The organism is Bradyrhizobium archetypum, from assembly GCF_013114835.1.
Taxonomy (GTDB): Bacteria; Pseudomonadota; Alphaproteobacteria; order Rhizobiales; family Xanthobacteraceae; genus Bradyrhizobium; species Bradyrhizobium archetypum.
Genome location: NZ_JAAVLW010000003.1, coordinates 494110 through 520344, shown reverse-complemented (window position 1 = coordinate 520344; position 26235 = coordinate 494110). Strand labels below are relative to the sequence as shown.

General features: G+C 63.2%; 22 protein-coding genes. 13 read left to right on the top strand and 9 right to left on the bottom strand.

The annotated features are described in order from the left end of the window. Positions 1-9 precede the first annotated feature (9 nt). Together HCN50_RS11025 and HCN50_RS11020 are read right to left on the bottom strand one after the other, a co-directional pair. The gene (locus tag HCN50_RS11025; protein ID WP_171709667.1) at positions 10-1461 is read right to left on the bottom strand and encodes a hypothetical protein; all 1452 of its coding nucleotides are present in this window, start codon (positions 1459-1461) and stop codon (positions 10-12) included. 17 nt (positions 1462-1478) lie between these two features. Further along, positions 1479-2306, bottom strand: coding sequence for a sterol desaturase family protein (locus tag HCN50_RS11020; RefSeq protein ID WP_171709666.1), 828 nt, complete (start codon positions 2304-2306; stop codon positions 1479-1481). 304 nt (positions 2307-2610) lie between these two features. Here HCN50_RS11020 and HCN50_RS11015 point away from each other — a divergent pair, with 304 nt between their 5' ends. The 10 genes from HCN50_RS11015 (at position 2611) to HCN50_RS10970 (ending at position 13283) form a co-directional block, all read left to right on the top strand. After that, positions 2611-2775, top strand: a complete 165-nt coding sequence (locus tag HCN50_RS11015) for a Flp family type IVb pilin (protein ID WP_171709665.1) — start codon at positions 2611-2613, stop codon at positions 2773-2775. A 222-nt stretch (positions 2776-2997) separates the two neighbouring features. Further along, a complete protein-coding gene (locus tag HCN50_RS11010) occupies positions 2998-4761 on the top strand; it encodes a GtrA family protein (protein ID WP_235976887.1) in 1764 nt (587 codons plus the stop codon). Between the two features lie 93 nt (positions 4762-4854). Next, positions 4855-5379: an A24 family peptidase gene (locus HCN50_RS11005; RefSeq protein ID WP_171709982.1), complete on the top strand. Its 525-nt coding sequence runs from the start codon at positions 4855-4857 to the stop codon at positions 5377-5379. A 126-nt stretch (positions 5380-5505) separates the two neighbouring features. Next, positions 5506-6297, top strand: coding sequence for a Flp pilus assembly protein CpaB (gene cpaB, locus HCN50_RS11000; RefSeq protein ID WP_171709663.1), 792 nt, complete (start codon positions 5506-5508; stop codon positions 6295-6297). A 17-nt stretch (positions 6298-6314) separates the two neighbouring features. Then, entirely contained in the window at positions 6315-7790 is a 1476-nt protein-coding gene (locus tag HCN50_RS10995) for a type II and III secretion system protein family protein (protein WP_171709662.1), read from the top strand. Positions 7791-7799: 9 nt separating this feature from the next. Further along, positions 7800-8552 carry a CpaD family pilus assembly protein gene (locus HCN50_RS10990; RefSeq protein WP_171709661.1) on the top strand — a complete coding sequence of 251 codons (753 nt, stop codon included), beginning with the start codon at positions 7800-7802 and terminating at the stop codon, positions 8550-8552. After that, positions 8549-9820, top strand: a complete 1272-nt coding sequence (locus tag HCN50_RS10985; RefSeq protein ID WP_171709660.1) for a CpaE/TadZ family protein — start codon at positions 8549-8551, stop codon at positions 9818-9820. Before HCN50_RS10990 ends, HCN50_RS10985 begins: the two co-directional genes overlap by 4 nt. A gap of 22 nt (positions 9821-9842) precedes the next feature. Next, positions 9843-11312: a TadA family conjugal transfer-associated ATPase gene (locus HCN50_RS10980; RefSeq protein WP_171709659.1), complete on the top strand. Its 1470-nt coding sequence runs from the start codon at positions 9843-9845 to the stop codon at positions 11310-11312. A 14-nt stretch (positions 11313-11326) separates the two neighbouring features. Then, positions 11327-12298, top strand: coding sequence for a type II secretion system F family protein (locus HCN50_RS10975; protein ID WP_171709658.1), 972 nt, complete (start codon positions 11327-11329; stop codon positions 12296-12298). A gap of 10 nt (positions 12299-12308) precedes the next feature. Beyond that, entirely contained in the window at positions 12309-13283 is a 975-nt protein-coding gene (locus HCN50_RS10970) for a type II secretion system F family protein (protein WP_171709657.1), read from the top strand. Between the two features lie 145 nt (positions 13284-13428). Here the strand turns inward: HCN50_RS10970 and HCN50_RS10965 are convergent, their stop codons facing one another. Beyond that, positions 13429-14271 (bottom strand): tetratricopeptide repeat protein, encoded by an 843-nt coding sequence (locus tag HCN50_RS10965; protein WP_171709656.1) that lies wholly within the window; start codon positions 14269-14271, stop codon positions 13429-13431. 139 nt (positions 14272-14410) lie between these two features. On the opposite strand from HCN50_RS10965, the gene HCN50_RS10960 reads away from it, so the two are divergent. Next, the gene (locus HCN50_RS10960; RefSeq protein WP_171709655.1) at positions 14411-15793 is read left to right on the top strand and encodes a leucyl aminopeptidase family protein; all 1383 of its coding nucleotides are present in this window, start codon (positions 14411-14413) and stop codon (positions 15791-15793) included. Then, the gene (locus HCN50_RS10955; RefSeq protein WP_171709654.1) at positions 15786-16628 is read left to right on the top strand and encodes a C40 family peptidase; all 843 of its coding nucleotides are present in this window, start codon (positions 15786-15788) and stop codon (positions 16626-16628) included. Before HCN50_RS10960 ends, HCN50_RS10955 begins: the two co-directional genes overlap by 8 nt. A 106-nt stretch (positions 16629-16734) precedes the next feature. Here HCN50_RS10955 and HCN50_RS10950 read toward each other — a convergent pair whose 3' ends face one another. The 6 genes from HCN50_RS10950 to HCN50_RS10925 form a co-directional block, all read right to left on the bottom strand. Then, positions 16735-18360: an ABC transporter ATP-binding protein gene (locus HCN50_RS10950; RefSeq protein WP_171709653.1), complete on the bottom strand. Its 1626-nt coding sequence runs from the start codon at positions 18358-18360 to the stop codon at positions 16735-16737. Positions 18361-18373: 13 nt separating this feature from the next. Then, positions 18374-19552 carry an ABC transporter permease gene (locus HCN50_RS10945; RefSeq protein WP_171709652.1) on the bottom strand — a complete coding sequence of 393 codons (1179 nt, stop codon included), beginning with the start codon at positions 19550-19552 and terminating at the stop codon, positions 18374-18376. Further along, positions 19552-20661, bottom strand: a complete 1110-nt coding sequence (locus tag HCN50_RS10940; protein WP_171709651.1) for a microcin C ABC transporter permease YejB — start codon at positions 20659-20661, stop codon at positions 19552-19554. The genes HCN50_RS10945 and HCN50_RS10940 overlap by 1 nt, the downstream gene beginning before the upstream one ends. Next, positions 20661-22544, bottom strand: coding sequence for an extracellular solute-binding protein (locus HCN50_RS10935; protein WP_171709650.1), 1884 nt, complete (start codon positions 22542-22544; stop codon positions 20661-20663). Before HCN50_RS10935 ends, HCN50_RS10940 begins: the two co-directional genes overlap by 1 nt. Before the next feature lie 14 nt (positions 22545-22558). After that, entirely contained in the window at positions 22559-24409 is a 1851-nt protein-coding gene (locus HCN50_RS10930; RefSeq protein WP_171709649.1) for an extracellular solute-binding protein, read from the bottom strand. Between the two features lie 328 nt (positions 24410-24737). After that, on the bottom strand, positions 24738-25286 hold the full coding sequence (locus tag HCN50_RS10925) for a c-type cytochrome (RefSeq protein WP_171709648.1): 549 nt from the start codon (positions 25284-25286) through the stop codon (positions 24738-24740). Positions 25287-25485: 199 nt separating this feature from the next. Between HCN50_RS10925 and HCN50_RS10920 the strand changes: the two genes are divergently transcribed. Then, complete coding sequence (locus tag HCN50_RS10920; RefSeq protein ID WP_171709647.1) at positions 25486-26226, top strand: 3-deoxy-manno-octulosonate cytidylyltransferase; 741 nt, start codon at positions 25486-25488, stop codon at positions 26224-26226. Positions 26227-26235 lie beyond the last annotated feature (9 nt).

Sequence of the window (26235 nt, the reverse complement as noted above, 5' to 3'; positions counted from 1 at the left end):
TCGGCCGGGTCAGTTGGCGGTGCGAACGTGCAGCACCGCGGTCTCGTCGGCATAGGCGCGCCGCCAGCCGCCGATATTGTCGAGCAGGCCGACCGCCGGGGTGCGCGGCGTCAAGAGCACGGCGTCGATGTCCCAGGTCTTGAGAATGTCGACAAACTGGTTGACGTCCTTGAGCTGGAGGGCCCGGTAGTACGCCATGTCGAACGCTTCGCCGTAAAGCTCGGCGCGGCCGTCGACGAAAACGGGGATCTGCCGCCAGATCAGGTAGCCGCCGAACGGGAGATCATTGAGAACCCGCTTGGGATGATGCGCCTTCAGCGCCTCGACGGCCGCGGCCGGCGAATGGCCTTCGGACGGAGCAAAGGTGGTGTTGGCCGCGAGCAGCCATGTCCAGCCGCCGAGCAGAAGCATCACTGCCGCCATCACGCCCGCCGGGGCAGCGCTGCGGGCTCCCCAGGCCGGCCGCAACGCGAACTGCGACGCCACCGGCGCAAGCACCACGATCGGCAGCAGCAGCGCGAAGATCTCGATGTTCCGGATATGGGCAAGCGCCATGTGCAGCAGGCCAAGCACCAGCGCGATCCGCGGCGGCGACAGCTTGACGCCGCCGTAAAGCGCGCCGGCGATCAGGCCAAGGATCGACATCTCGAACATGCCGAATTTGCTGAAGTCCGCCGGCATCCATTCGTAGATGAGATGCAACAGCTCCCCGAGATCGAGAATCTTGCGCGCCGCGAGGATCGATCCCCATCCATAGGGCGTGACGCAGCACGCCGCCAGCGCGGCGAAGCCGAACGCTGCCCAGCGCAGCACCGGGGTCTTGTGCCGGGCCCGATCGGCATTCCACAGCGCATCGAGCGCACACGCGCCGACCAGGATGAGGCCGAAGACAAATCCGCCATGCAGGTTTGCCCACAGCGCAATCAGCGGCAGCAACCAGAGTGACGGCGCGCTGCCGCGCTCGCTTGCCGACAGCAGCCCATAGGCCCAGGCCAGCATCACCGGCAGGACGAGCACATGGGGGCGCGCCAGCAAATGGTGTAACGAAAGCAGCAGCGCCGCCAACGTGACGGCGATGGCGAGAAATGCCGGAATGCGCTGACCAAGGATCCGGGTCAGCATCGCAAAAGTTACGGCGATACAGGCTGCGGCAAGCGCAATCGGCCCGGCCCAGCCGGCCAGATTATAGCTCGCGGCAAGCAATACCTGCGACAACCAGGACGACGAAATCCACGGCTCGCCCGCCTTGGTGAAGGAATAGAAATCGACGCGCGGAAAAGCGTTGTGGTCGAGTATCCACTGGCCCACTGCGATCTGCCAGTAGGTATCGGAATCGCCCAGAAGCGTGCGGCCGTTAATCAGCGCCAGCGCGTAGACGCCGATTCCGAGCCACAGCCATGCCGGAACGTGACTGAGGCTGAAGGCTTTCCCGCGGTGGATCGTCCCGACGTCAATGCTCATGCGAAGCCGCCGCGGCGCTAGTGACGAAACGGATAGGCCAGTTGTCCGCCGATCTCGTTAGGCACTTCCTGATCATCGACGCCGTAGCCTTCGGGCAGCCGATTCTCCGGCATCCGAAACGTTCCGAACAGAATGTCCCAGAGCGGAAAGGTGCCGGCGAAATTGGTATTGCCGCCCTCTTCCAGCGACGTGTGATGCCAGCGATGGAAGACCGGCGTGGCAAGGACATATTTGAACGGTCCGAGCGTCCAGTTCAGGTTGGCGTGAACAAACGCGGAGTGGAAGGTCGTGAACGGCCCCACCCACAGCATGATGTTGGGAGAGATGCCCGCCATCAGCAAGATGACGTCCACCAGGATCGTTCCGATGAACAGGTTGACGGGGTGAAACCGTGCCGCCGAGATCCACTCGAGATCTTCAGAGGAATGATGGATGGCGTGATATTTCCAGAACCCGCCGCCGTGAAACATGCGGTGCAGCCAGTACAGCATGAAATCGGACGCGACGAGGAACAGTATCGCCTGCGCCCAGAGCGGAAGCTGCGACAGCGGTCCGTGGCCGTTGTCGTAGAATGCGATCAGTTCGTCGACCTCGTGAATGTTGAAGACGACCGCGGCGCCGAGCACCAATAGCCCGACGCGGAAGATACGCGCGAACACCGGAACGAAGAACCAGTAGCAGATGTCGGTGATGAGCTCGCGCTTGCGCCACCAGGGTTTGCCCGGATTGCAGGCCCAGAAATGCGAGAGTACCGTGAACACAAGGGCCAGCGCGATCGTGACCGGAACGACCTTGGCCAGCGTCTGGCCTATGACTTCGATGACTTCCATTGGCAGACTGGACATGACGGCCTCGTACGATCTGAGAACGCTACGGGTATTCGCTCGCGCTTAAGGAGCCGTGAATCAAAGGAGCCGACAGATACCGCGCGACAGCAACGAACGTGAGTTGAAGCCGCGCTCGCATTTTGTCGAATGCCTTAAGGCGGCGTTTACTGTGCGCAAGAACAGCAAGTTCCAGGCATTTTTGCATGGTCGAATTAACTGCGTCGAAATTGTCGCACCCTAGGGTGACGCCATGGTCACGGTGCTGAGAACGCCGGCGAGACCAAACTTAAGTTCGACCAGCCACGTGTACACAGGAGTTATCATGAAGAATCTCGTTTCGCGTTTCGTGAAGGATGAATCCGGCGCCACCGCCATCGAATACGGTCTGATTGCCGCCGGTATCGCGATCGCGATCATCACCGCCGTCAACGGCGTCGGCAGCAAGCTGTCGACCAATTTCAACACGATTTCGAGCTCGCTGAAGTAAGCGAAGCGTCAGGTCGTTGTTTTGAAGGCCCCGGCATGCCGGGGCCTTTATCGTTGATGGCATTTGGCTGATTGCCGGACGAGAGAGGCGGAGACGGAATATGCTTTACGCTTTGTTGAAAGCGGGCCTTTTAGATTGCCTTCTTTCCCCGCTCCAATTTCGAATGACGAAAGCATGACGCCCCAAAGCGCTGTCCGACCGATTACATGGCGCGACGATGCCATGCTTGGATTGGCGGGCGCGCTGCTGGCGCTTGGCCTGCATGCGCTGGCCGGTTTTCCGACGCTCGCCGCTGCCAACGGGGACAATGACAGCCTGCTTCGCGTGGTCGAGATCCGCGATCTCATCGGCGGGCAGGCGTGGTTCGATCTGCATCAGTACCGCATGGGCCCGCCAGGCGGCTTTGTGATGCACTGGTCACGCCTCGTCGATGCACCGATCGCGGCGATCATCCTGGTCGCATCCACTATTACCGGAAAGCTGGCGACGGGCGAAGCGGTGGCGCTGTTCGCCTGGACGACTCCATTGATGGCAGCGGCGCTGACTTTGTTGCTGCGGATCGCGCGCGGTGTCGGCGACGATTGGGCGGTCATGCCGGCGTTCATCATCTGCGCCGCCGCACTCCATTTCAGCGGCGTTTTTGCCCCCGGCGATATCGACCACCACAATGTCCAGCTCACGCTCTGCCTCGCCGCCATCACCGCTCTGGTCATTGGACGCAGTTATCTGGCCGGGATCGCCGCAGGCGTCGCCTGCGCAACGATGCTGGCCGTCGGCATGGAAACGCTACCTTATGTCGCCGTTGCCGGGCTGACCGCCGCGGTAGCCTATCTGCTGGGCGATCGGCCGGAAGTCGCCAAAGGACCTGTCAAGGGATCTGCAAAGGCGGCTGGTTTCGGGATCGGCCTCGCTGGCGCAGGCCTTGCCGTGTTCGTTGCAACCGTGCCGGCCAGTGACTGGCTCTCGCCGCATTGCGACGCCTACTCGATCCCGCAATTCTCGGTTGCGGCGATATCCGGAATAGGTCTGGCGGCGGCAACGGCCTTTCCCGCGCTCGGTCGCAGCTTCGCCAGCAGGCTTACCACGCTGCTTGCGCTTGCTGTCGCGGTTGCCGCGTTCGCGGTGGCAGCCTTTCCGCAATGCCTCGCCGCCCCCTATGCCGGGCTTGATCCGAGGCTGCAGCAGTTCTGGCTGAATCTGGTAACCGAGGCGCAGCCGTTCTGGCGCGTGCTCTCCGACAACTGGGTCAAAGCCGCAGGCTTTTACGTCACACCGGTGCTCGCGCTGATCGTGCTCGGTCAGCGGCTGCGCCGCCGTAGCAACGCGGCTGGATGGATACTGTTGGCATTTCTGACCGCAGCCTTCGCCGTCAGCCTTTGGCAGGTGCGCGGGGTCACTTTCTCGCTGCCGCTCGCAGCCATCGCGCTCGCGGTCTGGGTCGGGGACTGGCGACACCGCACAGCGTTGACGTCAGACCGGTACTCTCTGCCGCGGATGGCCTTGGTCTGGCTGGTCTCTCTGAACGTCACCTGGAGCGTGGCTGCCCATGCAGCGTCGGCTGCCTGGGGAGAGGCGGCGCCCGCCGTCCTGCAGAGCAGCAGTTGCGAGCGGGCTGCCGATTACGCGCGCCTCGCTGCGCAGTCGCCGACCACCGTGCTTGCAATCTCCAACCTCGGGGCGCCGATCCTCGCGCGCTCGCCTCACCGCGTGCTGGCCGGCCCCTATCACCGCAACGTCACCGGCAACTTGCTCGCGCTCGACGCCTTTATGGGCACGGCGGCACAGGCACGGACCACGATCGAGAGCAACCGGATTGGGCTTGTCGCGCTATGCCGCGGCAACGCCGAGACCGCGCTATTGACCGCAGCGGCGCCGGCCGGCTTCCTCGCCGCGCTGACCCGCGGTGAGTCGCCGGACTGGCTCGAGAAGTTGCCGCAGGCCGCCAGCGAACCGCTCGAAATCTATCGCGTCCGGCCGCAGCTCTGATGACGGCCAACGCCATTTCCCGAACGTTTACCTATCGTCAATAGGCTGCGCCGACGCGCAAGGCGCATTTCCAACCCAATGGGCCGTTACATCATGATCCTCGATACCGCCCGCCTCCTGCTGTTTCCGGCGCTGATGGCCTTCGCGGCCGCGAGCGACCTTTTCACGATGACGATTTCGAACCGGGTGTCGCTGGCGCTGATCGCGGGCTTTGTGGTGCTTGCAGTGCTCGGCGGCATGGGCCTGCACGACATCCTCATGCATTTCAGCGCCGGCGCCGTCGTTCTGGTGGTTGCTTTTGCCTGCTTCGCGATGGGATGGGTCGGCGGCGGCGACGCCAAGGTCGCGGCCAGCGTGGCGCTCTGGTTCGGCTTCGACCATCTGCTCAATTATCTGGTCTATGTGTCGCTGCTCGGCGGGGCGCTGACGGTCCTGCTGATCCAGTTCCGGCAATGGCCGCTGCCTGCCCTGCTCACGGGACAGGCCTGGCTGAACCGCCTGCACGACAAGCAGAGCGGAATTCCCTACGGCATCGCGCTCGCGCTCGGTGCGCTGATCGTCTATCCGGAAACCGAATGGATCAAGGCGGTCGACCTCGCGCATCTCGCCATGCGCTGATCCAGCGTCGCTAACTTTCCGTTAAGGCAATTTACACACGCCTCATTAACCATGCTTTGACGAATAGCTGGTCAACTCCCATCACGGCGACGGAAGCGTCGCGGCGTTATGTGGAAAGTGAAGCGTATGAATAAGCCACGCATCGTGGTCCTGGCGATCGCCATCGGCGCCGGCGGCATTGCCGCATATCTCGCCAGCGGGTCCGACAACAAGCCTGCACCGGCCCCACAGGTCGTGCAGATGCAGACCGTCGATATTCTCGTCGCGAAATCGGATATCGGCCTCGGCCAGTCGGTCAAGCCGGACGATCTGCAATGGCAGGCGTGGCCGGCCACGACCGCCAGCAACAACTTCATCAACCGCGCCAGCAAGGCCGAGGCCATCAAGGATATCACCGGCTCGATCGCGCGCGCCCCGTTCATCGCGGGCGAGCCGATCCGCGAGCAAAAGCTGGTGAGGGCCGATGGCTCCGGCTTCATGGCGGCGATCCTGCCCGCGGGCTACCGGGCCATTTCCACGGAAATTTCACCGGAAACCGGCGCCGGCGGCTTCATCCTGCCGAACGACCGCGTTGACGTGATTCTTACCAAGCGCAACAACAATCCTGACAGCAAGGGCCCGGACGTCTCCAGTTCGGAGATCATTCTCACCAATATCCGCGTGCTCGCGATCGATCAGGCGCCGAAGGAAAAAGAAGGCGCCAGCTCGCTGGTCGGCAGGACGGTAACGCTCGAGCTGAAGCCCGAGCAGGCCGAGACGCTGGCGCGCTCGCGCCAGAGCGGCTCGCTGACGCTGGCGCTGCGCAGCATCGCCGACGTCAACGCGCCCGAGAAGTCGGACGATCAACTCAACAAGCGCGGCGAAAATCTCAACGTCATCCGTTACGGCGTTGCCAGCCAGCAGATGATGCAGAAGTGACCGAAAGGACGCGCGATATGAAGTGCAGGGAAATCCAGCCGATGATGCGAACGTTCATCGTCCGCGCCCTGTCGTTTTCGGCCGTGGCTGCTCTCACCCTCAATCCGGCGCTGACGCCGGTGGCGGCGAGCGACTACCGTGTCGCGCCGGTCGCCGCCGACGGTCAAATGAACGCGCGGTTCGTTTCGCTCGGGATCGGCAAGTCGATCGTGATCGACCTGCCGCGGGAAATCAAGGACGTGCTGGTCGCCGATCCGAAGATCGCCAACGCGGTCGTGCGTTCGACCCAGCGCGCCTATATTATCGGTGCCGCGGTCGGCCAGACCAACATCATCTTCTTCGATTCCACCGGTGCGCAGATCGCGGCCTATGACATCGCCGTCAAGCGCGACCTCAACGGCATTCGCGCCGCGTTGAAGCAGTCGCTGCCGAATTCCGACATCCTGATCGAAGGCGTCGGCGATGGTGTGGTGCTGAGCGGCACCGCAGCAAGCCCGATCGAAGCGCAACAGGCCACCGATATCGCTGCCCGCCTGGTAGGTGGGACTGAGAGGGTCGTCAACTCGATCGCCGTCCGCGGCCGCGACCAGGTGATGCTGAAGGTGACGGTCGCCGAAGTCTCCCGCAACATCATCAAGCAGCTCGGCATCGATCTCTCGGCCAACTTCAACTACGGCACCACGGTCGTGAATTTCAACAATGCCAATCCGTTCACCGCCCTCGGCCGTTCGCTGGTCTCGGGCAACGGAACGCAGGGAACGTTCGGAGGCGCTTCGTCGTCAGTGACGGCTACACTCCGCGCGATGGAGAGCGCCGGCGTCGTGCGCACGTTGGCCGAGCCCAATCTGACTGCGATCTCGGGCGAATCCGCGACCTTCATTGCCGGCGGCGAATTTCCCGTTCCCGGTGGCTATTCCTGCGATCCGGTCACGCGCGTCTGTACGACCCAGATCTCATTCAAGAAGTTCGGCATTTCGCTCAACTTCACGCCGGTGGTGATGACCGAAGGGCGGATCAGCCTTCGCGTCATGACGGAAGTATCGGAACTGTCGAACGAAAATTCGATCACGCTGACGCAGTCCGTCAGCGGCAACACGTCGAATTCCCTGACCGTTCCCTCACTCAGGACCCGCCGCGCGGAGACCACATTGGAAATTCCGTCGGGCGGCGCGATGGCCATGGCCGGTCTGATCCAGGAACAAACCAAGCAGGCGATCAACGGCCTCCCGGGTCTGTCGCAATTGCCGGTTCTCGGCTCGCTGTTCCGCAGCCGCGACTACGTCAATAACCAGACCGAGCTGATGGTTCTGGTCACGCCCTATGTGGTTCGCGCGGTCGCGCAAAAGGACCTGTCGCGCCCCGACGATGGCTTTGCCAGCGCCTCGGACCCGCAGGCCGACCTGCTCGGCAGCATCAATCGGATCTACGGCGTTCCCGGCCGCGTCGAGAAGGCGCGGAATTATCGTGGCACCTACGGCTTTATTACGGACTGAGGCGGGGCAATGACATCACAGAGCACATCCACAAGACCCGCCGATCGCACGCGCGCGCTGCGCCTGACCGGAGCCTTGATCGGTCTTTCCGTGGCGCTCGGCGCCTGCAAGCACTCGACCGACGTCGTGACGACGGCGAGCGTGCCTGACGACTATCGTCAGCGTCATCCGATCGCAGTCCAGGAAGCCGACCGCTCGATCGTCGTTTTCGTCGGCCGCGGACGCGGCGGCCTTTCCGCCTCCCAGCGCGCCGACGTGATGGGACTGGCCCAGGCCTGGCTTCGCGAAGGTACCGGCGCCATCAGCATCGACGTGCCGGTCAATACCCCGAACGCACGGGCGGCCGAGGATTCGTTGCGCGAGATCCAGGCGACCTTCTCCGCCGCCGGCGTGCCGCCGCGTGCGGTCAATGTCCGCCAGTATCGTCCCGAAGATCCCCGGCACATGGCCGCGATCCGTCTCAATTATCCGAAGATTTCGGCGGTGGCCGGACCATGCGGGCTGTGGCCGGAAGATGTCGGGCCATCAATCAACAACAAGGGCTATTTCGACAACAAGCCCTACCACAATTTCGGCTGCTCCTATCAGCGTAACATGGCGGCAATGGTCGACAATCCGTCCGACTTCGAGCAGCCGCGCCCCGAAACTCCAGCCTATATGCCGCGCCGTAGCATTGCCTTCGAGAAATATCGCAAAGGCACATCAACCGCGACCACCTATCCCGAAGCCGACAAGGCCAAACTCAGCGATACCGGCAAATGATCACATACGAGCGTCAGAATTCAGAACAACAGCCGGACATACCGGCGTCGTCCACCGAGGATCACATCGCGCCGGCGCCGCGGGTGTCGGTGCAGGCTTTTTGCGAGACGGTGGAAACCGCGGCCGCCGTGCAGTCGGCGGGCGAAGACCGCCGCCTTGGCAAGGCGCATCTCAAGATCCAGATGGGCGGCATGGCCGCAGCCATCGAGGCCTACCGCTCGGCCCCGACCCCGAACGTCATCATCCTGGAGACCGAAGGCCGCAACGACATTCTCGCCGGTCTTGATCAGCTCGCCACCGTCTGCGATGCCGGCACCCGCGTGATCGTGATTGGACGCATTAACGACGTGATGCTCTATCGCGAACTGGTCCGCCGCGGCGTCAGCGACTACGTCATCGCCCCGGTCAGCGCCATCGATGTCGTGCGCTCGATCTGCAACCTGTTCTCGTCGCCGGAAGCCAAGGCCGTCGGCCGTATCATTGCCATCGTCGGCGCCAAGGGCGGCGTCGGCGCCTCCACTGTCGCCCATAACGTTGCCTGGGCGATCGCGCGCGATCTGGCGCTGGATTCCGTGGTCGCCGATCTCGACCTCGCTTTCGGCACCGCCGGCCTCGACTACAATCAGGACCCGCCGCAGGGCATCGCGGATGCGGTGTTCTCGCCCGACCGGATCGATACCGCGTTCCTCGACCGCCTGCTGTCGAAATGCACCGACCATCTCAGCCTGCTGGCCGCACCCGCCACGCTCGACCGGGTCTATGATTTCGGCGCCGAGGCCTTCGATTCGATCTTCGACACGCTTCGCACCACGATGCCCTGCATCGTGCTCGACGTTCCCCATCAATGGTCGGGATGGACCAAGCGCGCCTTGATCGCTGCTGACGACATTCTGATCGTCGCTGCGCCCGATCTCGCCAATCTGCGCAACGCCAAGAATATCTTCGACCTGCTGAAGGCATCGCGGCCGAATGATCGCGCGCCGCTCTATTGCCTGAATCAAGTCGGCATTCCCAAGCGTCCGGAGATCCCGGCCGCCGAGTTCGCCAAGGCGATCGAACACCACCCGATCGCCACGATCCCGTTCGAGCCGCAAATCTTCGGTTCGGCGGCCAACAACGGCCAGATGATCGCGGAAATCTCGGCAACCCATCGTACCACCGAGATATTCCTGCAGGTTGCGCAGCGGCTCACCGGCCGCGGCGAGACCAAGAAGCCAAAGAGTTCGTTGCTGTCGCCTTTGATCGAGAAGTTGCGGGCCAAGAAGTAGACAGCCCGCGTGGAGTGCCATCGTGTTCGGTAAGCGTAGCGGAAATGATAGCGATATTCGGGCGCTCAAGCCCGCCTTCCAGGCGCCGGAGCCGGTCTCCAGCGCCGCAGCCGCACCGCGCGAGGTCGCTGCGCCGGTCGTGCCTTCGCCGCCGATTGCCCCCGCAAAGCAGCAGCAGCCCGCGCCCGCCATGGAGGCGCGGCGATCCGACAATTACTATTCTGTCAAGGCGACCATCTTCGGCGCGCTGATCGAGGCGATCGACCTCGCCCAGCTCGCCAAGCTCGACGGCGAGTCCGCGCGCGAGGAAATCCGCGACATCGTCAATGAGATCATCGCGATCAAGAACATTGTGATGTCGATCGCCGAGCAGGAAGAACTGCTCGATGATATCTGCAACGACGTGCTTGGCTACGGCCCGCTGGAGCCGCTGTTGTCACGTGATGACATCGCCGACATCATGGTCAACGGCGCGGGCACGGTGTTCATCGAAGTCGGCGGCAAGATCCAGAAAACCGGCATCCGCTTTCGCGACAACCAGCAGCTCCTCAACATCTGCCAGCGCATTGTCAGCCAGGTGGGCCGACGCGTCGACGAATCCTCGCCGATCTGCGACGCCCGCCTCGCCGACGGCAGCCGCGTCAACGCCATCGTTCCGCCGCTGGCGATCGACGGGCCCGCACTCACCATTCGTAAGTTCAAGAAGGACAAGCTGACGCTCGACCAGCTCGTCAAATTCGGCGCGATCTCGCCGGAAGGCGCGCAGATCCTGCAGATCATCGGCCGCGTCCGCTGCAACGTCTTGATCTCCGGTGGTACCGGCTCCGGCAAGACCACGCTGCTGAACTGCCTGACCAATTATATCGAGCATGACGAGCGCATCATCACCTGCGAGGACGCTGCCGAACTTCAGCTCCAGCAGCCTCACGTGGTGCGGCTGGAAACCCGCCCGCCCAACATCGAAGGCGAAGGCCAGGTCACGATGCGCGAACTGGTCCGCAACTGCCTGCGTATGCGCCCCGAGCGCATCATCGTCGGCGAAGTCCGCGGACCCGAGGCGTTCGACCTGCTGCAGGCCATGAACACCGGCCACGACGGCTCGATGGGAACGCTGCACGCCAACAACCCGCGCGAAGCCCTGTCGCGCTGCGAATCCATGATCACCATGGGCGGCTTTTCGCTGCCCTCGCGCACCATCCGCGAGATGATCTGCGCCTCGATCGACGTCATCGTGCAGGCGGCACGCTTGCGCGACGGCTCGCGCCGCATCACCCACATCACCGAGGTGATGGGCATGGAAGGCGACACCATCATCACCCAGGATCTGTTCCTGTACGACATGATGGGCGAAGACGCCAACGGCAAGATCATCGGACGGCACCGCTCGACCGGCATCGGCCGCCCGAGGTTCTGGGAACGCGCGCGATACTACAACGAAGAGAAGCGGCTTGCGGCCGCGCTCGACGCCGCCGAAGTCTCCGACAAGGCTTGAGGGACGCGACAAGCATGCAGACACTCGCACTGGCCTTCCTTGCCGCTACCGCCATCGGCGGTCTGGCATGGGTGTTCATCTATCCGATGCTGTCGGGCGAACGGAAGGCGGAATCCCGCCGCGCCTCGATCGCGCGCACCGACGCACCGGCGCGGCAAGCCGAAAAAACCCAGCGTTCGCGCCGCGAGCAGGTCGAGGGATCGCTGAAGGAGCTCGACGCCCGCCGCAAGAAGGATAAGTCCGTTCCCCTCTCCATCCGCCTCGCCCAGGCCGGGTTGGGATCATGGACGACGCAGAAATTCTGGGTCGTTTCCGGCGTCTTCGCCATGGTGGGCTTCGTGCTTGCATATGTCGTGGGCGGCAACCTGCTGGCCGCCGCCGCGATGGCTTTCGCCGCAGGCCTCGGCCTGCCGCGCTGGCTATTGAGCTATCTCAAGACGCGCCGGGAGAAGGCGTTCCTTAAGGCACTGCCCGACGCCGTCGACGTCATCGTGCGCGGCATCAAGGCCGGTCTGCCGCTGTTCGAATCGATCAAGGTGGTGGCAGCCGACTCGCCGGAGCCGCTCAGGAGCGAGTTCAGCGCCATCATCGAAACCCAAACCATCGGCATGCCGCTCGGCGAGGCCTGCGCGCGGCTGTATGAGCGGATGCCGGTGCCGGAGGCGAACTTCTTCGGCATCGTGATCGCGATCCAGCAGAAGTCCGGCGGCAACCTGTCGGAAGCACTCGGCAATCTCTCCAAGGTGCTGCGCGACCGCAAGAAGATGGGCGAGAAGATTCAGGCGATGTCGACGGAAGCCAAGGCTTCCGCTGGTATCATCGGTTCGCTGCCGCCGATCGTGATGTTGCTGGTGTGGATGTCGACGCCCGACTACATCTCGCTGCTTTGGACCCATCATATCGGCCAATTCATGCTGGTGGCCTGCGTCGCCTGGATGTCGATCGGCATCATGGTGATGAAGAAAATGATCAACTTCGACTTCTGACGGTGCGGCCATGATTGAGTTTATGATCACCAAGATGCACGACGCGCGGTTCATGACCATGCTGCTTGCCGCCATCGCGGCGAGCGCGACCGCCTACACGCTGATCATGCCGCTGTTTGCCGGCGAGGGCCTGGCCAAGCGCATGAAGGCGGTAGCCAACGAGCGCGAACGGCTTCGCCAGCGCGAGCGCGACCGCCTGAACAAGGCGGAGAAGGTATCGCTGCGGCAAACGCCGAAACAGCTCGTCTCAAAGGTGGTGGAAGACCTCAACCTGACCAAATGGCTGGCACAGGAAGCCGCGCGCGACAAGCTGATCATGGCCGGCTATCGCGGCAACGCGCCCTACATCACGTTCCTGTTCGCCCGCGCGGTGACGCCGATCGTGCTGTTTCTCGGCGCAGCCCTCTACGTGTTCGTTATCACGCAGTTGGACAAGCCGCTGACGATGAAGCTCGGCATCTGCATCGGCGCCGCCTACCTTGGGCTGCAGGCGCCGATGCTGTTCCTGAAGAACGCCATCAGCAAGCGCCAGCTCTCGATCCGGCGCGCGTTCCCCGACGCGCTCGACCTGCTGCTGATCTGCATCGAGTCCGGCATGTCGGTGGAAGTCGCCTTCCGCAAGGTCTCCACCGAGATCGCGAAGCAATCGATCGCGCTATCGGAGGAATTCGCACTGACCACGGCGGAATTGTCCTACCTGCAGGACCGCAAGGTCGCCTACGAGAATCTCGCCAAGCGCACCGGCCTCGAAGGCGTGAAATCGGTCTGTCTGGCCCTGATGCAGTCGGAACGCTACGGCACCCCGCTCGGCCAGAGCCTGCGCGTGATGGCGCAGGAAAACCGCGACATGCGGATGAACGAGGCCGAGAAGAAGGCGGCCGCGCTGCCGCCAAAACTGACCGTGCCGATGATCCTGTTCTTCCTGCCGTGCCTGTTCATCGTCATTCTCGGACCGACCTACATCAAGATTCAGATGATGCCGTAAGCGATCGCCGCAGCTCGAGAGCGCGGCGCGCCTGGGACACCGGGCGCTTTGAGACCAGGAGCACTCCGTTCTCCCGACGCGGCGCAGCGCACAGCAGTGCGCTGCAGGGCCGGGGCCCTATGCGGCTGACGGCGGCTTGCGTTGTTCAGTCGGGCTGGTTGAGCGCTGCGACCGGAACGATCGCCTTGTTGCCGGGAGGACGCGAGTTGTCCTTGTCCTTGCGGCTCAGCATTTCCCGCAAATAGGCCACGTTGGCGGCCGCCTCGTCGGCGGGAAGATCGCCCTTGGCAATGGTCTCGGCTTCCTGGAAGCGGCCCTGCAGGCCGACCACGAGCGCCAGATTCTGCCGCACCCTTGCGTCGGCGCGGGGATTGGAATAGGCGCGCCGCAGCGCCTCCTCGGCCTGCGGCAATTCTCGCGTCAGCATGTACGACAGGCCGAGATTGGACAATACCGACGGCTCTTCCGGCGCAATCTTCAGCGCGCTCGCGTAGTAGCGGCGGGCCTCCTCATGCTTGCCCATCTTGTCGAGCGTGGTGCCCTGCACCGAAAGAATGCGCCAGTCGGGGTTGGCGGGCGAATGGGCGCGGCTCAGCACGTCGAAGGCGGCCTGCGAGTTGCCGTTGTCGGCGAGCGCGCGACCGTAAGCGGCCAGTAGCGCCTTGTTGCCGGGATGAGCAATGGTGGCCTGTTCAAGCACGGCGGCGGCCTGCGCCCGCTGGCCGGTGGCGCGGAGCGCTTGGCCGTAACCCAGTGCCGCTTCGGCGTCCTTGGGGTTGGCGCGATACCGTTCGCCATAGACCTCAGCCGCGCGGCGCGGATCTTCCGGGGCAGCCTGTGCTCTTGACGTCGATGTCGACGAACTCAGCGATCCCGTGATGTCGGACATGGTCTGGCAACCGCCAAGACCCGCGGCCAGAATCGTCGTTACGGCCGCGGAGGCGAACAACCGGGCAAGAGACGCGGCATGGCTGGACTGTCGACGCATGGCACTTCAACTCACGGGAATGGCGGACGAATGGAACCGTACGGGCCAGCAATAGGCTGTTAACCCTAACGGCCGGTTAATTGGCCGTGCTATGCCAGCGTCATCCCCGCCCCCTCCCCGTCCCCTTCGCGAGACAAACATGCCATTCCCGTTCGAGACCGCGCCCACCGCTCCTGCCATTCCGATTACCTTCGCCACCAAGACGACCTGGGATGCGATCGCCCGGGATCTTCCCGAGCAGGCCCGGCGGTTTGCGTCCGCCAATGATTTCACTGCCAAGCCCGGCAAGTGCCTGACGCTGCCGGCAGCCGATGGGCAAATAGGGCATGTCGTATTCGGGCTGGAGGATGAAACCGCCAAATCGCGCGACCTCTTCCGGCCCGGCGCGCTGCCCGGGCTGTTGCCGCCCGGCGTCTATCGGTTCGCCAACGCGCCACATGACGTGCGGCTGGCGACGCTCGCCTTTGCGCTGGGGAGTTACCGCTTCGGCCGCTACCGCAAGGCGGAGCAGCCCGAGGTCCGGCTGGTACCGCCCGAGGGCGTCGATGTCGCCGACATTGCCCGGATGGCGGAAGCCGCGGCACTGGCGCGGGACCTGATCAATACGCCGTCGAACGACATGGGACCGGAGCAACTGGCGGAAGCCGCCCAGGCGATGGCGTCGCGCCTCGGCGCCAGCTTCAATTGCATCACAGGCGACGAGCTCCTGAAGCAGAATTTTCCCCTGATCCATGCGGTCGGCATGGCCTCGACGCGCGCGCCGCGCCTGATCGAGCTGAGCTGGGGCGACCCCGCCCACCCCAAAGTGACGCTGGTCGGCAAGGGGGTCTGCTTCGACACCGGAGGGCTCGACCTGAAGCCATCCAGCGGCATGCTGATCATGAAAAAGGACATGGGCGGCGCCGCCAACGTGCTGGCGCTGGCGCAGATGGTGATGGATGCGAAGCTGAAAGTGCGGCTGCGCGTCCTGATTCCCGCTGTCGAGAACGCAGTGGCCGGCAACGCCTTCCGGCCGCTCGACATCTTCAGGTCGCGCAAGGGGCTTAACGTGGAGATCGGCAACACCGACGCCGAGGGACGGCTGGTGCTGGCGGATGCACTGGCGCTGGCGGACGAAGAGAAGCCGGATCTGCTCGTTGACCTCGGCACCCTGACGGGGGCGGCGCGGGTGGCGCTGGGGCCGGATTTACCGCCCTTTTACACCCATGATGAGAGGCTCGCCGAAAGCGTCGCCACGCATGCGAAACGGGAGAACGATCCGCTATGGCGAATGCCGCTGTGGCCGCCTTATGATTCCTGGCTGGATTCGAAGGTCGCCGACATCAACAACGCGCCCTCGGGCGGCTTTGCCGGCTCGATCACCTGCGCCTTGTTCCTGCAGCGCTTCGTCACCGACGCCAAGAGCTGGCTGCATGTCGATATCTACGGCTGGACGCCTTCCGCAAAACCCGCGCGCCCCGAAGGCGGCGAATGCCAGGCCGCGCGTGCGATCTACAAACTGCTGAGCGAAAGCTATGGATGATCCCCGCCTGACACCGGCAAGTCCTGAGGTCGCCGCGAAATATCTCGAGGGCAAGGTAAAGGCCGCGCGCTTCGTCGACGGCGAAATGTTCGAGGTGGCGGAGCCGATCGCGCCGTTGCGCAGGCTGCCTGCGCCCGATGCCGAGTTGATGACGCAAGCACTGAAGGGCGAGCGCGTCACCATCTATGATCGCAACGGCGAAGGCTGGGCCTGGGGCCAGCTCGGCAGCGACGGCTATGTCGGCTGGTTGCCGGAGAGCACGCTGACAAGACCAATAGCGCCACCGACCCACAAAGTCACCGCCCTCTGGACCTTTGCGTTTCCCGGACCGTCGATCAAGCTGCCGCCGGCCATCGCGCTTCCGATGGGGGCGGCGATCGCGGTCGCCCGTGACGAGGGCACGTTCGCCGTCACCGCCGACGGCCGTTTCCTGCCGCGACAGCATGTCGGGCCGCTCGGAACGACGGCGCCGGACTTCGTCGCGGTCGCCGAGCGTTTCGTCGGCACGCCCTATCTCTGGGGCGGCAAGAGCGCCTTCGGCATCGACTGCTCCGGCCTGGTGCAGGTGTCGCTGACGTCGTCCGGCACCGGCTGCCCACGTGACAGCGACATGCAGGCGGCGAGCCTCGGCCGGGCATTGAGTGTTGCCGAGATGACGAAGCTGCAGCGCGGCGATCTGATCTTCTGGAAAGGCCACGTCGCGATCGTCCGCGACGCCGACACCATCGTGCACGCCAATGCGCATCACATGGCGACGGTGATCGAGAACACGCGCGAGGCGGTTGTGCGGATCAAGGCGACGGGATGTGAGGTGACGGCGGTCAAGCGGCTGTAACCTTGCTCGTCATTCCGGGGCACGCGCGATAGCGCGTGAACCCGGAATTCTCGTTCAAGTTACCTCTGGATTCCGGGTTCGCGCTTCGCGCGCCCCGGAATGACGTTCATGTAGCAGCCGCGTCGCCGGGCACCGCCTCGATGCGGAACGCGGCTGCAAACAGCGCGCGGGTGTAGTCGCTCTTCGGATTCTTGAACAGCTCGGCGGCAGGCCCCTCCTCCACCACCTTGCCGTGGCGCATCACGATCAGATGGCTGGCGAGCGAGGCCACGACGCGCAGATCGTGCGAGATGAACATGTAGGTCAGGTCGCGCTTGCGCTGCAGTTCGCGCAACAGATCCACCATCTGTGCCTGGAACAGCATGTCGAGGGCGCTGGTCGGCTCGTCGAGCACGACGAAGTTCGGTTCCAGCACGACCGCGCGCGCGATCGAAATGCGCTGGCGCTGACCGCCGGAGAATTCGTGCGGATAGCGGAATCGCGTCTCGGGGTCGAGGCCGACATCCCGGAGCGCCTTGACGACGCGCGCCTCGCGCTCTTCACGCGACAGCGACTTCTGGTGCACGCTCAAGCCTTCAGCGACGATATCGCCAACCGACATGCGCGGGCTCAGCGAGCCGAACGGGTCCTGAAACACGATCTGCATGTCGCGCCGGAACGGCAGCATGGCCTTGAAGCGCAGACCCTGAATGTCGTTGCCGAGGAACACGATGGGGCCATCCGAGGAAATCAGCCGGAGCAGCGCCAGCCCCAGCGTGGTCTTGCCCGAGCCGGATTCGCCGACGACGCCGAGTGTCTCGCCCCTGCGCACCGCGATGCTGACGCCATCCACCGCCTTGATGTGGCCGACGATCGAGCGCAACAGCCCGCGCTTGATCGGAAACCAGACCTTGAGATTGTCGGCCGACATCACCACCGGCTCGTTCGGCCGCGGCGGCGCCGGATCGGGCTTCGGCTCGGCCGCGAGCAGCGCGCGCGTATAGGCGTGCTTCGGCGCGGTGAAGACCTGTTCGACCGGTCCCTGCTCGACAATCTTGCCCGAATTCATCACGCAGACCACGTCGGCGATGCGGCGGACGATGCCGAGGTCATGGGTGATGAACAGCATGCTCATGCCGAGCCGGGACCTGATCTCGGCGAGCAGCGCCAGGATCTGCGCCTGCACGGTGACGTCGAGCGCGGTGGTCGGCTCGTCCGCGATCAACAGGTCGGGCTCGTTGGCGAGCGCCATCGCGATCATGACGCGCTGGCGCTGGCCGCCGGACAATTGATGGGGATAACTCTTCAGCCGGGTTTCCGGGTCGGGAATGCCGACCTGCGTCAGGAGCTCCAGCGTGCGCGTCCGCGCCATCTGGCCGCCGATGCCGCGATGCAGGGAAAGAATCTCGCCGATCTGCGCCTCGATCGTGTGCAGCGGATTGAGCGAGGTCATCGGCTCCTGGAAAATGATCGAAATGTCGTTGCCCCTGAGCTCACGCATCTCGTTCTCCGACGCGGTCAACAGATCGCGGCCGCGGAAACGGATGTGGCCGGAAGGATGCGAGGCACTGGGATAGGGCAGCAGCCTTAGTATCGACAAGGCACTGACGGATTTTCCGGAGCCGGACTCGCCGACCAGCGCGACGCACTCGCCGCGCTTGATGGAGAACGAGACGCGATCCACCGCGAGCGTATCGCCGAACGCCACCGAGAGGTCGCGAATATCGAGTAGGGGCTGGTTGATGGCGTCCACCGCGGGCCCTCCTCTACCGGAACGTCTTGCGCGGATCGAAGGCATCGCGCGCGGCTTCGCCGATGAAGATCAAAAGCGACAGCATGATCGCGACCGAGAAGAAGCCGGTGAAACCGAGCCAGGGCGCCTGCACATTGGCCTTGCCCTGCGCCAGCAATTCGCCGAGCGACGGCGAACCGGGCGGCAATCCGAAGCCGAGGAAATCCAGCGCCGTCAGCGTCATCACCGAGGACGACACGATGAACGGCAGGAACGTCATGGTCGCCACCATCGCGTTGGGCAAGAGATGGCGGAACATGATGACGGCATTGGAGACGCCGAGCGCCCGCGCCGCCTGGATATATTCAAAATTCCTCCCGCGCAGGAATTCGGCGCGCACCAGCCCGACCAGCGACACCCAGGAGAACAGCAGGAGAATGCCGAGCAGGACGAAGAAGCCCGGCGGCAGCACCGCTGAGATGATCAGGAGCAGATAGAGCGAGGGGATAGCGGTCCAGATCTCGATGAACCGCTGGAAGGTGAGATCGATCCAGCCGCCGAAATAGCCCTGCACACCGCCGGCGGCGATGCCGATAATCGAGGAGATGATGGTGAGCGTCAGACCAAACAGCACCGAGATGCGAAAACCGTAGATCAGGCGGGCGACCACGTCTCGGCCCTGATCATCGGTGCCGAGCCAGTTGTATTCGAGGTCGCTGCAGCCCTTGAGACCCTTCTTCTGCACGACCTCCTTGCATTGCGCTTCCGTCAACATCCAGGTTGGCGGGGACGGCGCCGGCGTCGGCAGGTCGAGATTATGGGTGGCGTAGGAATAGCGGATCAGCGGCCAGACGATGGTGCCGCCCTTGTCCGCAATCTGCTTCTGCAAGTAGGGATCGCGATAGTCCGCGGCGGTCTCGAAGTCGCCGCCAAAGGTGGTTTCGGAATAGCTGACGAAGGCCGGCCAGTAAAGATGGCCGTCATACTTGATCAGGAACGGCCGGTCGTTGGCGATCAGTTCGGCGAACAGCGAAACCACAAACAGGGTCGTAAAGATCCAGAACGACCAATAGCCGCGACGGTTGGCCTTGAAGTTCTGCCAGCGGCGGCGGTTGAGGGGCGAAGGCGCAAAAACGTGACTCACGACCGGGACCGCCGCGCCGAGCGGCGACTGCGTCGAGGTCTCAACCGGCTGGCGTGCGGTGATCGTCATCAGACCTCGCGCGCCTCGAAATCGATCCGCGGGTCGATCCACATGTAAGTGAGATCGGAGATCAGATTGATCAGCAGACCGACCAGCGAAAAGATAAACAGCGTGCCGAACACCACGGGATAGTCGCGATTCAGCACGCTCTCGAATCCGAGCAGGCCAAGGCCATCGAGCGAGAAGATGGTCTCAATCAGAAGCGAGCCGGAGAAGAAGGCGTGAATGAACGCGCTCGGGAAGCCCGCGATCACGATCAGCATCGCATTGCGAAAGACATGACCGTACAGCACCTGCCGCTCGCCGCAGCCCTTGGCGCGCGCGGTCATCACATACTGCTTGCGGATCTCGTCAAGGAACGAGTTCTTGGTCAGCAGCGTCATGGTGGCGAACGCCCCGAGCGCCATCGAAATCAGCGGCAGCGTGATATGCCAGAAATAGTCGATGATCTTCCAGTACCAGGGAAACTGCGCCCAGCCGTCCGACGTCAGGCCGCGCAACGGGAAGATGTTGAAGAACGAGCCACCCGCAAACAGGATGATGAGCAGGATCGCGAACAGGAATCCGGGGATCGCAAACCCGACGATGATCACCGCCGATGTCCATGTATCGAACTTCGAGCCGTCCTGAACGGCCTTGCGGATGCCGAGCGGGATCGAGATCAGATAGGTCAGGAGCGTCATCCAGATCCCGAGCGACATCGAGACCGGCAGCTTTTCCTTGACCAGCTGGATTACGCTGACGTCCCGGAAATAGCTCTTGCCGAAATCGAAGCGCGCGAAATTCCACACCATCAGGACGAAGCGTTCAGGCGCCGGCTTGTCGAACCCGAACTGCGCTTCCAGCTTCTTGATGAAATCCGGGTCCAGGCCCTGAGCGCCCCGGTATTTCGAATTGACGGCATCCGCGGATGCGCCGACCTGGGGCCGCGCGCCAAGATCGCCGCCGCTGCTGCCAGACACGCGGGAGGAGCCGCCGGTGTCGGCGCCGGATAGCTGCGCCAGCACGCGCTCGACGGGACCGCCGGGTGCAAACTGCACGACTACGAAAGATACGAACAGGATGCCGAGCAGGGTCGGCACCATCAAGAGGATGCGGCGGGCGATATAGGCGGTCATTATTGCTTCGCCTGCTCGAGTTTGCCGGCCTTGGCGGCGTCATACCACCAGATAACGCGCTCGCCAGACCCCGATGCATCGATCTGATAACGCGGCAAGTTCTTCGGCCGATCGAACACGTCCCAATAGGCCAGCCGGTGGGTCTTATTGTACCACTGTGGCACCCAGTAGCGCCCGGCGCGAAAAACGCGGTCGAAGGCGTGGCAGGCGACCGTCAGCTCGGCGCGGGTTTCGGCGGCAATGATCTTTTCGATCAGTGCGTCGATGGCGGGATTCTCGATACCGGCCAGGTTATAGGAGCCTTTGGTCTTGGCGGCGTGCGAGGAGAAGAAGGCGCGCATTGAATCGCCGGGTGTCGTCGACATCGAAAAGCGCGTGATCGTCATGTCGAAATCGAAATCCTCGACCCGCGTGCGGTACTGCACTGCGTCGACCAGACGCGGACTTGCCTCGATGCCGAGCGTGCCCAAGTTCTTGATGTAGGGCGCGTGATGCGGATTCAACGAGGGCTCCTCGTAGAGGAATTCGATGCGGAACACTTCGCCGCTCGGCGTCATCCGCTTGCCGTCCTTGATGACGAAACCGGCTTCGTTAAGCAGTTGCTGCGCCTTGCGCAGCAAGTTGCGGTCCTGGCCCGAGCCGTCCGAAACCGGGGGCACATAGGGCTGGCCGAACACTTCGTCGGGCACCTGGCCGCGGAATGGCTCGAGCAGCTTCAGCTCGTCCGGCGAGGGCGGCCCCTTCGCCATCATGTCCGAATTCTGGAACGGCGAGTGCGTCCGCGCATAGGCGTCATACATGATGGTCTTGTTGGTCCACTCGAAATCGAAGGCGTTGATCAGCGCCTCGCGCACGCGCGGATCTTTGAACTTGTCGCGGCGCGTGTTGATGAACCAGCCTTGAGCGCCGGACGGCCTTTCGTCCGGCACCTGCTCGCGCCTGACGCGGCCGTCCTTGATCGCGGGAAAATCGTAACGCGTCGCCCAAATGCGCGCGGTGAACTCTTCGCGGAACAGATAGTTCTTGCCGGTAAATCCCTCGAAGGCGACGTCCCGGTCGCGATAGAATTCGTAGCGGATCACGTCGTAGTTGTAGTGGCCTCGGGAGACCGGAAGGTTCGCGCCCCACCAGTCCTTGACACGTTCGTACTCGATGAAGCGATTGACCTCGAACCGGCCGACCTTGTACGGCCCGGATCCCAGCGGCGTATCGAGCGTCGATTCATCGAAGGCCCGGGCCTCGTAATATTTCTTCGAGAAGATCGGCAAGCTGGCGACATAAAGTGGCACGTCCCGGGCGCGCTTTTCGGCGAAGGTGACGACAACAGTCGCATCGTCCACCGCCTCGGCGCCTTTCACATCGCGCATCTGTACCTGGATCAGGGGATGGCCTTTGGCCTTTAGGGTATTGATCGACCAGGCGACGTCATGCGCTGATATCTTCGAGCCATCGTGAAACCTGGCCTCCGGGCGCAGCGTGAAGCGGTAGATCAGTTTGTCCGACGAAATCCGCACCGATTTTGCGACGAGTCCGTACATCGCATCCGGCTCGTCGCCGGCGCGCACCATCAGCGCTGAGAAGGTAAGATCCATGCCCTGCGCGCCCTCGCCCTTGAGGATGTAGGCGTTGAGCGAATTAAACGTCTGGTAGGACTGATTGTAAGAGCGTGTCGAGGGAATGGTCGAGAACGTGCCGCCCTTGGGGGCCGCAACATTCACATAGTCGAAATTCTTGAAGTCGGCCGGATATTTCAGATCGCCGAACGCCGAAATGCCGTGCATCTCAGCGCCGTTTTCCTCTGTAGCGCGGACCGGGCCAAGCCGCAGCACGCTCAGCGCGCCTGCACCAAGGCCGAGGACGTGCCGGCGGGAAAATTGCGCCATGCGCGAAATATCCTTCAAGAGCGCTTGCCGATGCGAGCGGCCTTTTCGGCGTCGTACCACCACAGCGAGGGGAGTCCCGAGCGGCCGTATTTCGGCAACGGCTCCGCGTGGCTGAAACGATCCCACCGGGCATAGCGCGAGAAACCGTAGGTGAATTGCGGCACGACGTAGAAGTTCCAGAGCAGCACACGGTCCAATGCCCTCGTCGCCGCGACCAGGCTTTCGCGATCCTTGGCGAAAATCACCTGCTCGATCAAAGCATCGACGGCGGGATTCTTGATGCCGATCGTGTTCCGCGAGCCTGGCTGGTCCGCGGACTGCGAACCCCAGAACTCCCGCTGCTCGTTACCCGGCGACAGTGACTGTCCCCACTGGTCAATGATCATGTCGAAATCGAAACTGCGAATGCGGTTCTGATATTGCGCATCGTCGGCGACGCGGATCGAGGTCGTGACGCCGATGCGTTCAAGCGACGGCTTGAAGAACAACGCGATGCGCTCGGCGGACGGATCCTGCACCAGGATTTCGACGGTGACCGGCTTGCCGCCGGGATCGACCAGCTTCTGGTCGCGCACCTGGAATCCGGCTTCCTTCAGAAGTCTCGCACCTTCCCGTAAATTGGCGCGCACGGCTTCTGGATTGCCACCCACCGGATTGACATAGGGCTTTGTGAATACTTCGGCCGGCACCTTGTCGCGCACAGCCTCGAGAATTTGCAGTTCGCGCCCTTCCGGCAATCCGGAGCAGGCGAGCTCCGTCCCCTCGAAGTAGCTATTGATGCGCTTGTACTGGCTATAGAAGAGCTGCTTGTTCATTTCCTCGAAATCGAAGGCGTAGTTGAACGCCCGCCGCAGCCGCGCATCCTTGAACTGCTCCCGGCGCAGATTGAGGACGAAAGCCTGCATCCGGCCGGAGTCGTTGATCTTGAATTCTTCCTTGACGACGCGCTTGTCGGCGACGGCCGGAAAATCATAGGCGGTCGCCCATTGCTTGGCCGAGTTCTCGGCGATCCAGTCGGCCTGATCCGCCTTGAACGCTTCCAGTGCGACCAGATTGTCGCGAAAGAACTCGAAGCGCAGCTCGTCGAAATTGTTCGTTCCGACCTGTGCCGGAACCTTCGCGCCCCAATAATCCTTCACCCGTTCGAGCGTGACGGTGCGGCCTGCCACAAATTCCTTGATCCGGTAGGGCCCGGAGCCCAGCGGCGGCTCCAGCGTCGTTGCGGAGATGTCGCGCTTGCGGCCCTGGCTGTCGGTGCCTTCCCAGTAATGCTTGGGCAGGACCAGCAGTTCACCGACGATGGTCGGCAATTCGCGATTTCCCGGGCCGTCGAAGGTGAACTTGATGTCGCGCTCGCCGGACTTCTCGGCCTTGACGACGTGCCTGTAGTAGGAAGCGTACATCGGGCTGTACTGCTTCAGGGTATTGATCGAGAAAATCACGTCCTCGGGCGTGACCGGTTTGCCGTCGTGCCAGCGCGCCTCCTTGCGTAGACGATAGACGACCCAGGAGAAGTCGTCAGGATGAGCCGCGGCTTCCGCCAGCAGGCCGTATTCGGTAACGACCTCGTCTTGCGACTTGGTCATCAGCGTCTCGTAGATCACGGTAGCAGCCGGCGCGAGCGAACCTTTGACGCCGGCAACGGCGATATTGAAGTTGTCGAACGTGCCAATCGAAATCATGCGCGCGATGCCGCCCTTCGGCGCATTGGGATTGACGTAATCATAGTGCTTGAAATCAGCAGGATACTTGATGTCACCGAACAGCGACAGCGCGTGCCGCCACTGCAATTCGTCCGATGCGGATTGGGCGCGAGCGGCTTCTATCGCCGGGAGGTTCGCCGCTAGCCCGAGCGCGGGCGCCATCGCAGCTGCGGCGCTGCCTTGAAGAAGGTGTCGTCTGGTAATTGCCAAATGCAGAATTCCTGTTGCTGACCCAGTATCCGTGCCTTCCAAGCCGGTGATCTGCCCGCGGTCCCCGACCCGACCAAGGCAAACGACGAGGCGGAGCTAGTGAGGACCCAATATAAGGCAAGGGTTCGACCAATTACGTTGCTTTTTCCTCATGATAACAACACCGGAACATTTACGCTGCGGCGAAACGTCCCGATAACAACACCGCGATCCCCATATGCAAACGGCCAGGCAATGCCTGGCCGCGTAAGCTGCAAGTCCATGAGCGGACTGGCGAATATTACTTCGCCGCAGTCGGCATCGGCGCCGGATGTTCCGAAAGCGAGTTCAGATAGGCGATGACGTCGGCGCGCTCGCTGTCCTTCGGGATGCCGGCAAAGCCCATCGCCGTGCCGGGAACGAATGCCTTCGGATTGGCCAGGAACTTGTTGAGGTCGTCGAAGGTCCAGTTACCGCCCTTGCTCTTCATCGCGGCCGAGAAATTGAACCCGCCGTGGCCCTGGCCCTTCGGCTCGTTGACGACGCCATAGAGGTTCGGACCGACGCGGTTCGGACCGCCCTTCTCGAAGGTATGGCAGGCAGCGCACTTCTTGGCGGCGGCGGCGCCCTTCTCGACGGAGGCGGTCTGCAGCAGCTTCTCGATCGGCTCGGACGGAGCGGCGGCTTCCTTGGCGCCGTGAGAAGTGTCTTCCTTCACAGCGATCTCGAAGCCCGGCTTTTCCGGCTTCACGGGCGCGAAAATCGCATGAGCGGCAAAGCTCGTCACCAGAACGAGAATGCAGGTGCCGAGAATGGCACCGAGAATCTTGTTGAGTTCGAAGGAGTCCATAACGGATCAGGCTCCAGGCCGGAAAGTTCGACTGAAGGCCGGTGAGGCGGCCGCGGGTGGGCGTGAGGAATCAGCCTTTCGCGCCGCACCCTCAGCAGGGTTGAGATATCGGTTTGCCCGGGCTCTGGCAACCCGTATAAACGCGCCGAATTTCGCCTCATCCCCACCAAATCCCCTAGTCCGGCCAGGCCTTCAGACGATGACCGATCCCCGTATTTTGGTGCTGATTCCCGCCCGGATGGCGGCGACCCGGCTACCGGGCAAGCCGCTCCTCGACATCGCCGGCCTGCCGATGATCGTGCACGTGCTGCGGCGGGCCGAGGAGGCCAAAATCGGCCGGGTGGCGGTCGCCACTGACACGCCGGAGATCGCTGCTGCCGTGAGGGCCGCCGGCGGCGAGGCGGTGATGACCCAGGCCTCCCATCCGTCCGGCTCCGACCGGATCCACGAGGCCATGAAGACCCTCGACCCGGCCGGCCAGGCCGAGATCGTGGTCAACCTGCAGGGCGATTTCCCAACGATCGTGCCGGACACTATCCGCGCCGCACTGCCACCGCTCGACGATCCCGCTGTCGACATCGCAACCCTGGCCTCGCAGATCCATACCGAGGAGGAGAACCAGGCCCCCAATGTTGTGAAGGCGGTCGGCTCGCCGATCGGAGCAAACCGGCTGCGCGCGCTCTATTTCACCCGCGCCACGGCGCCTTATGGCGACGGGCCGCGCTATCACCACATTGGCCTCTATGCCTACCGCCGCGCCGCGCTGGAACGATTCGTGGCGCTGCCCCCCTCTCCGCTGGAGCAGCAGGAAAAGCTCGAACAGCTTCGCGCGCTGGAGGCCGGGATGCGGATCGACATCACTATCGTCGACAGCGTCCCCCGCGGCGTCGACACTCCGGCCGACCTCGAAACTGCCCGGCGGATACTGGCAAAAGCCTGAGCCGCTGCT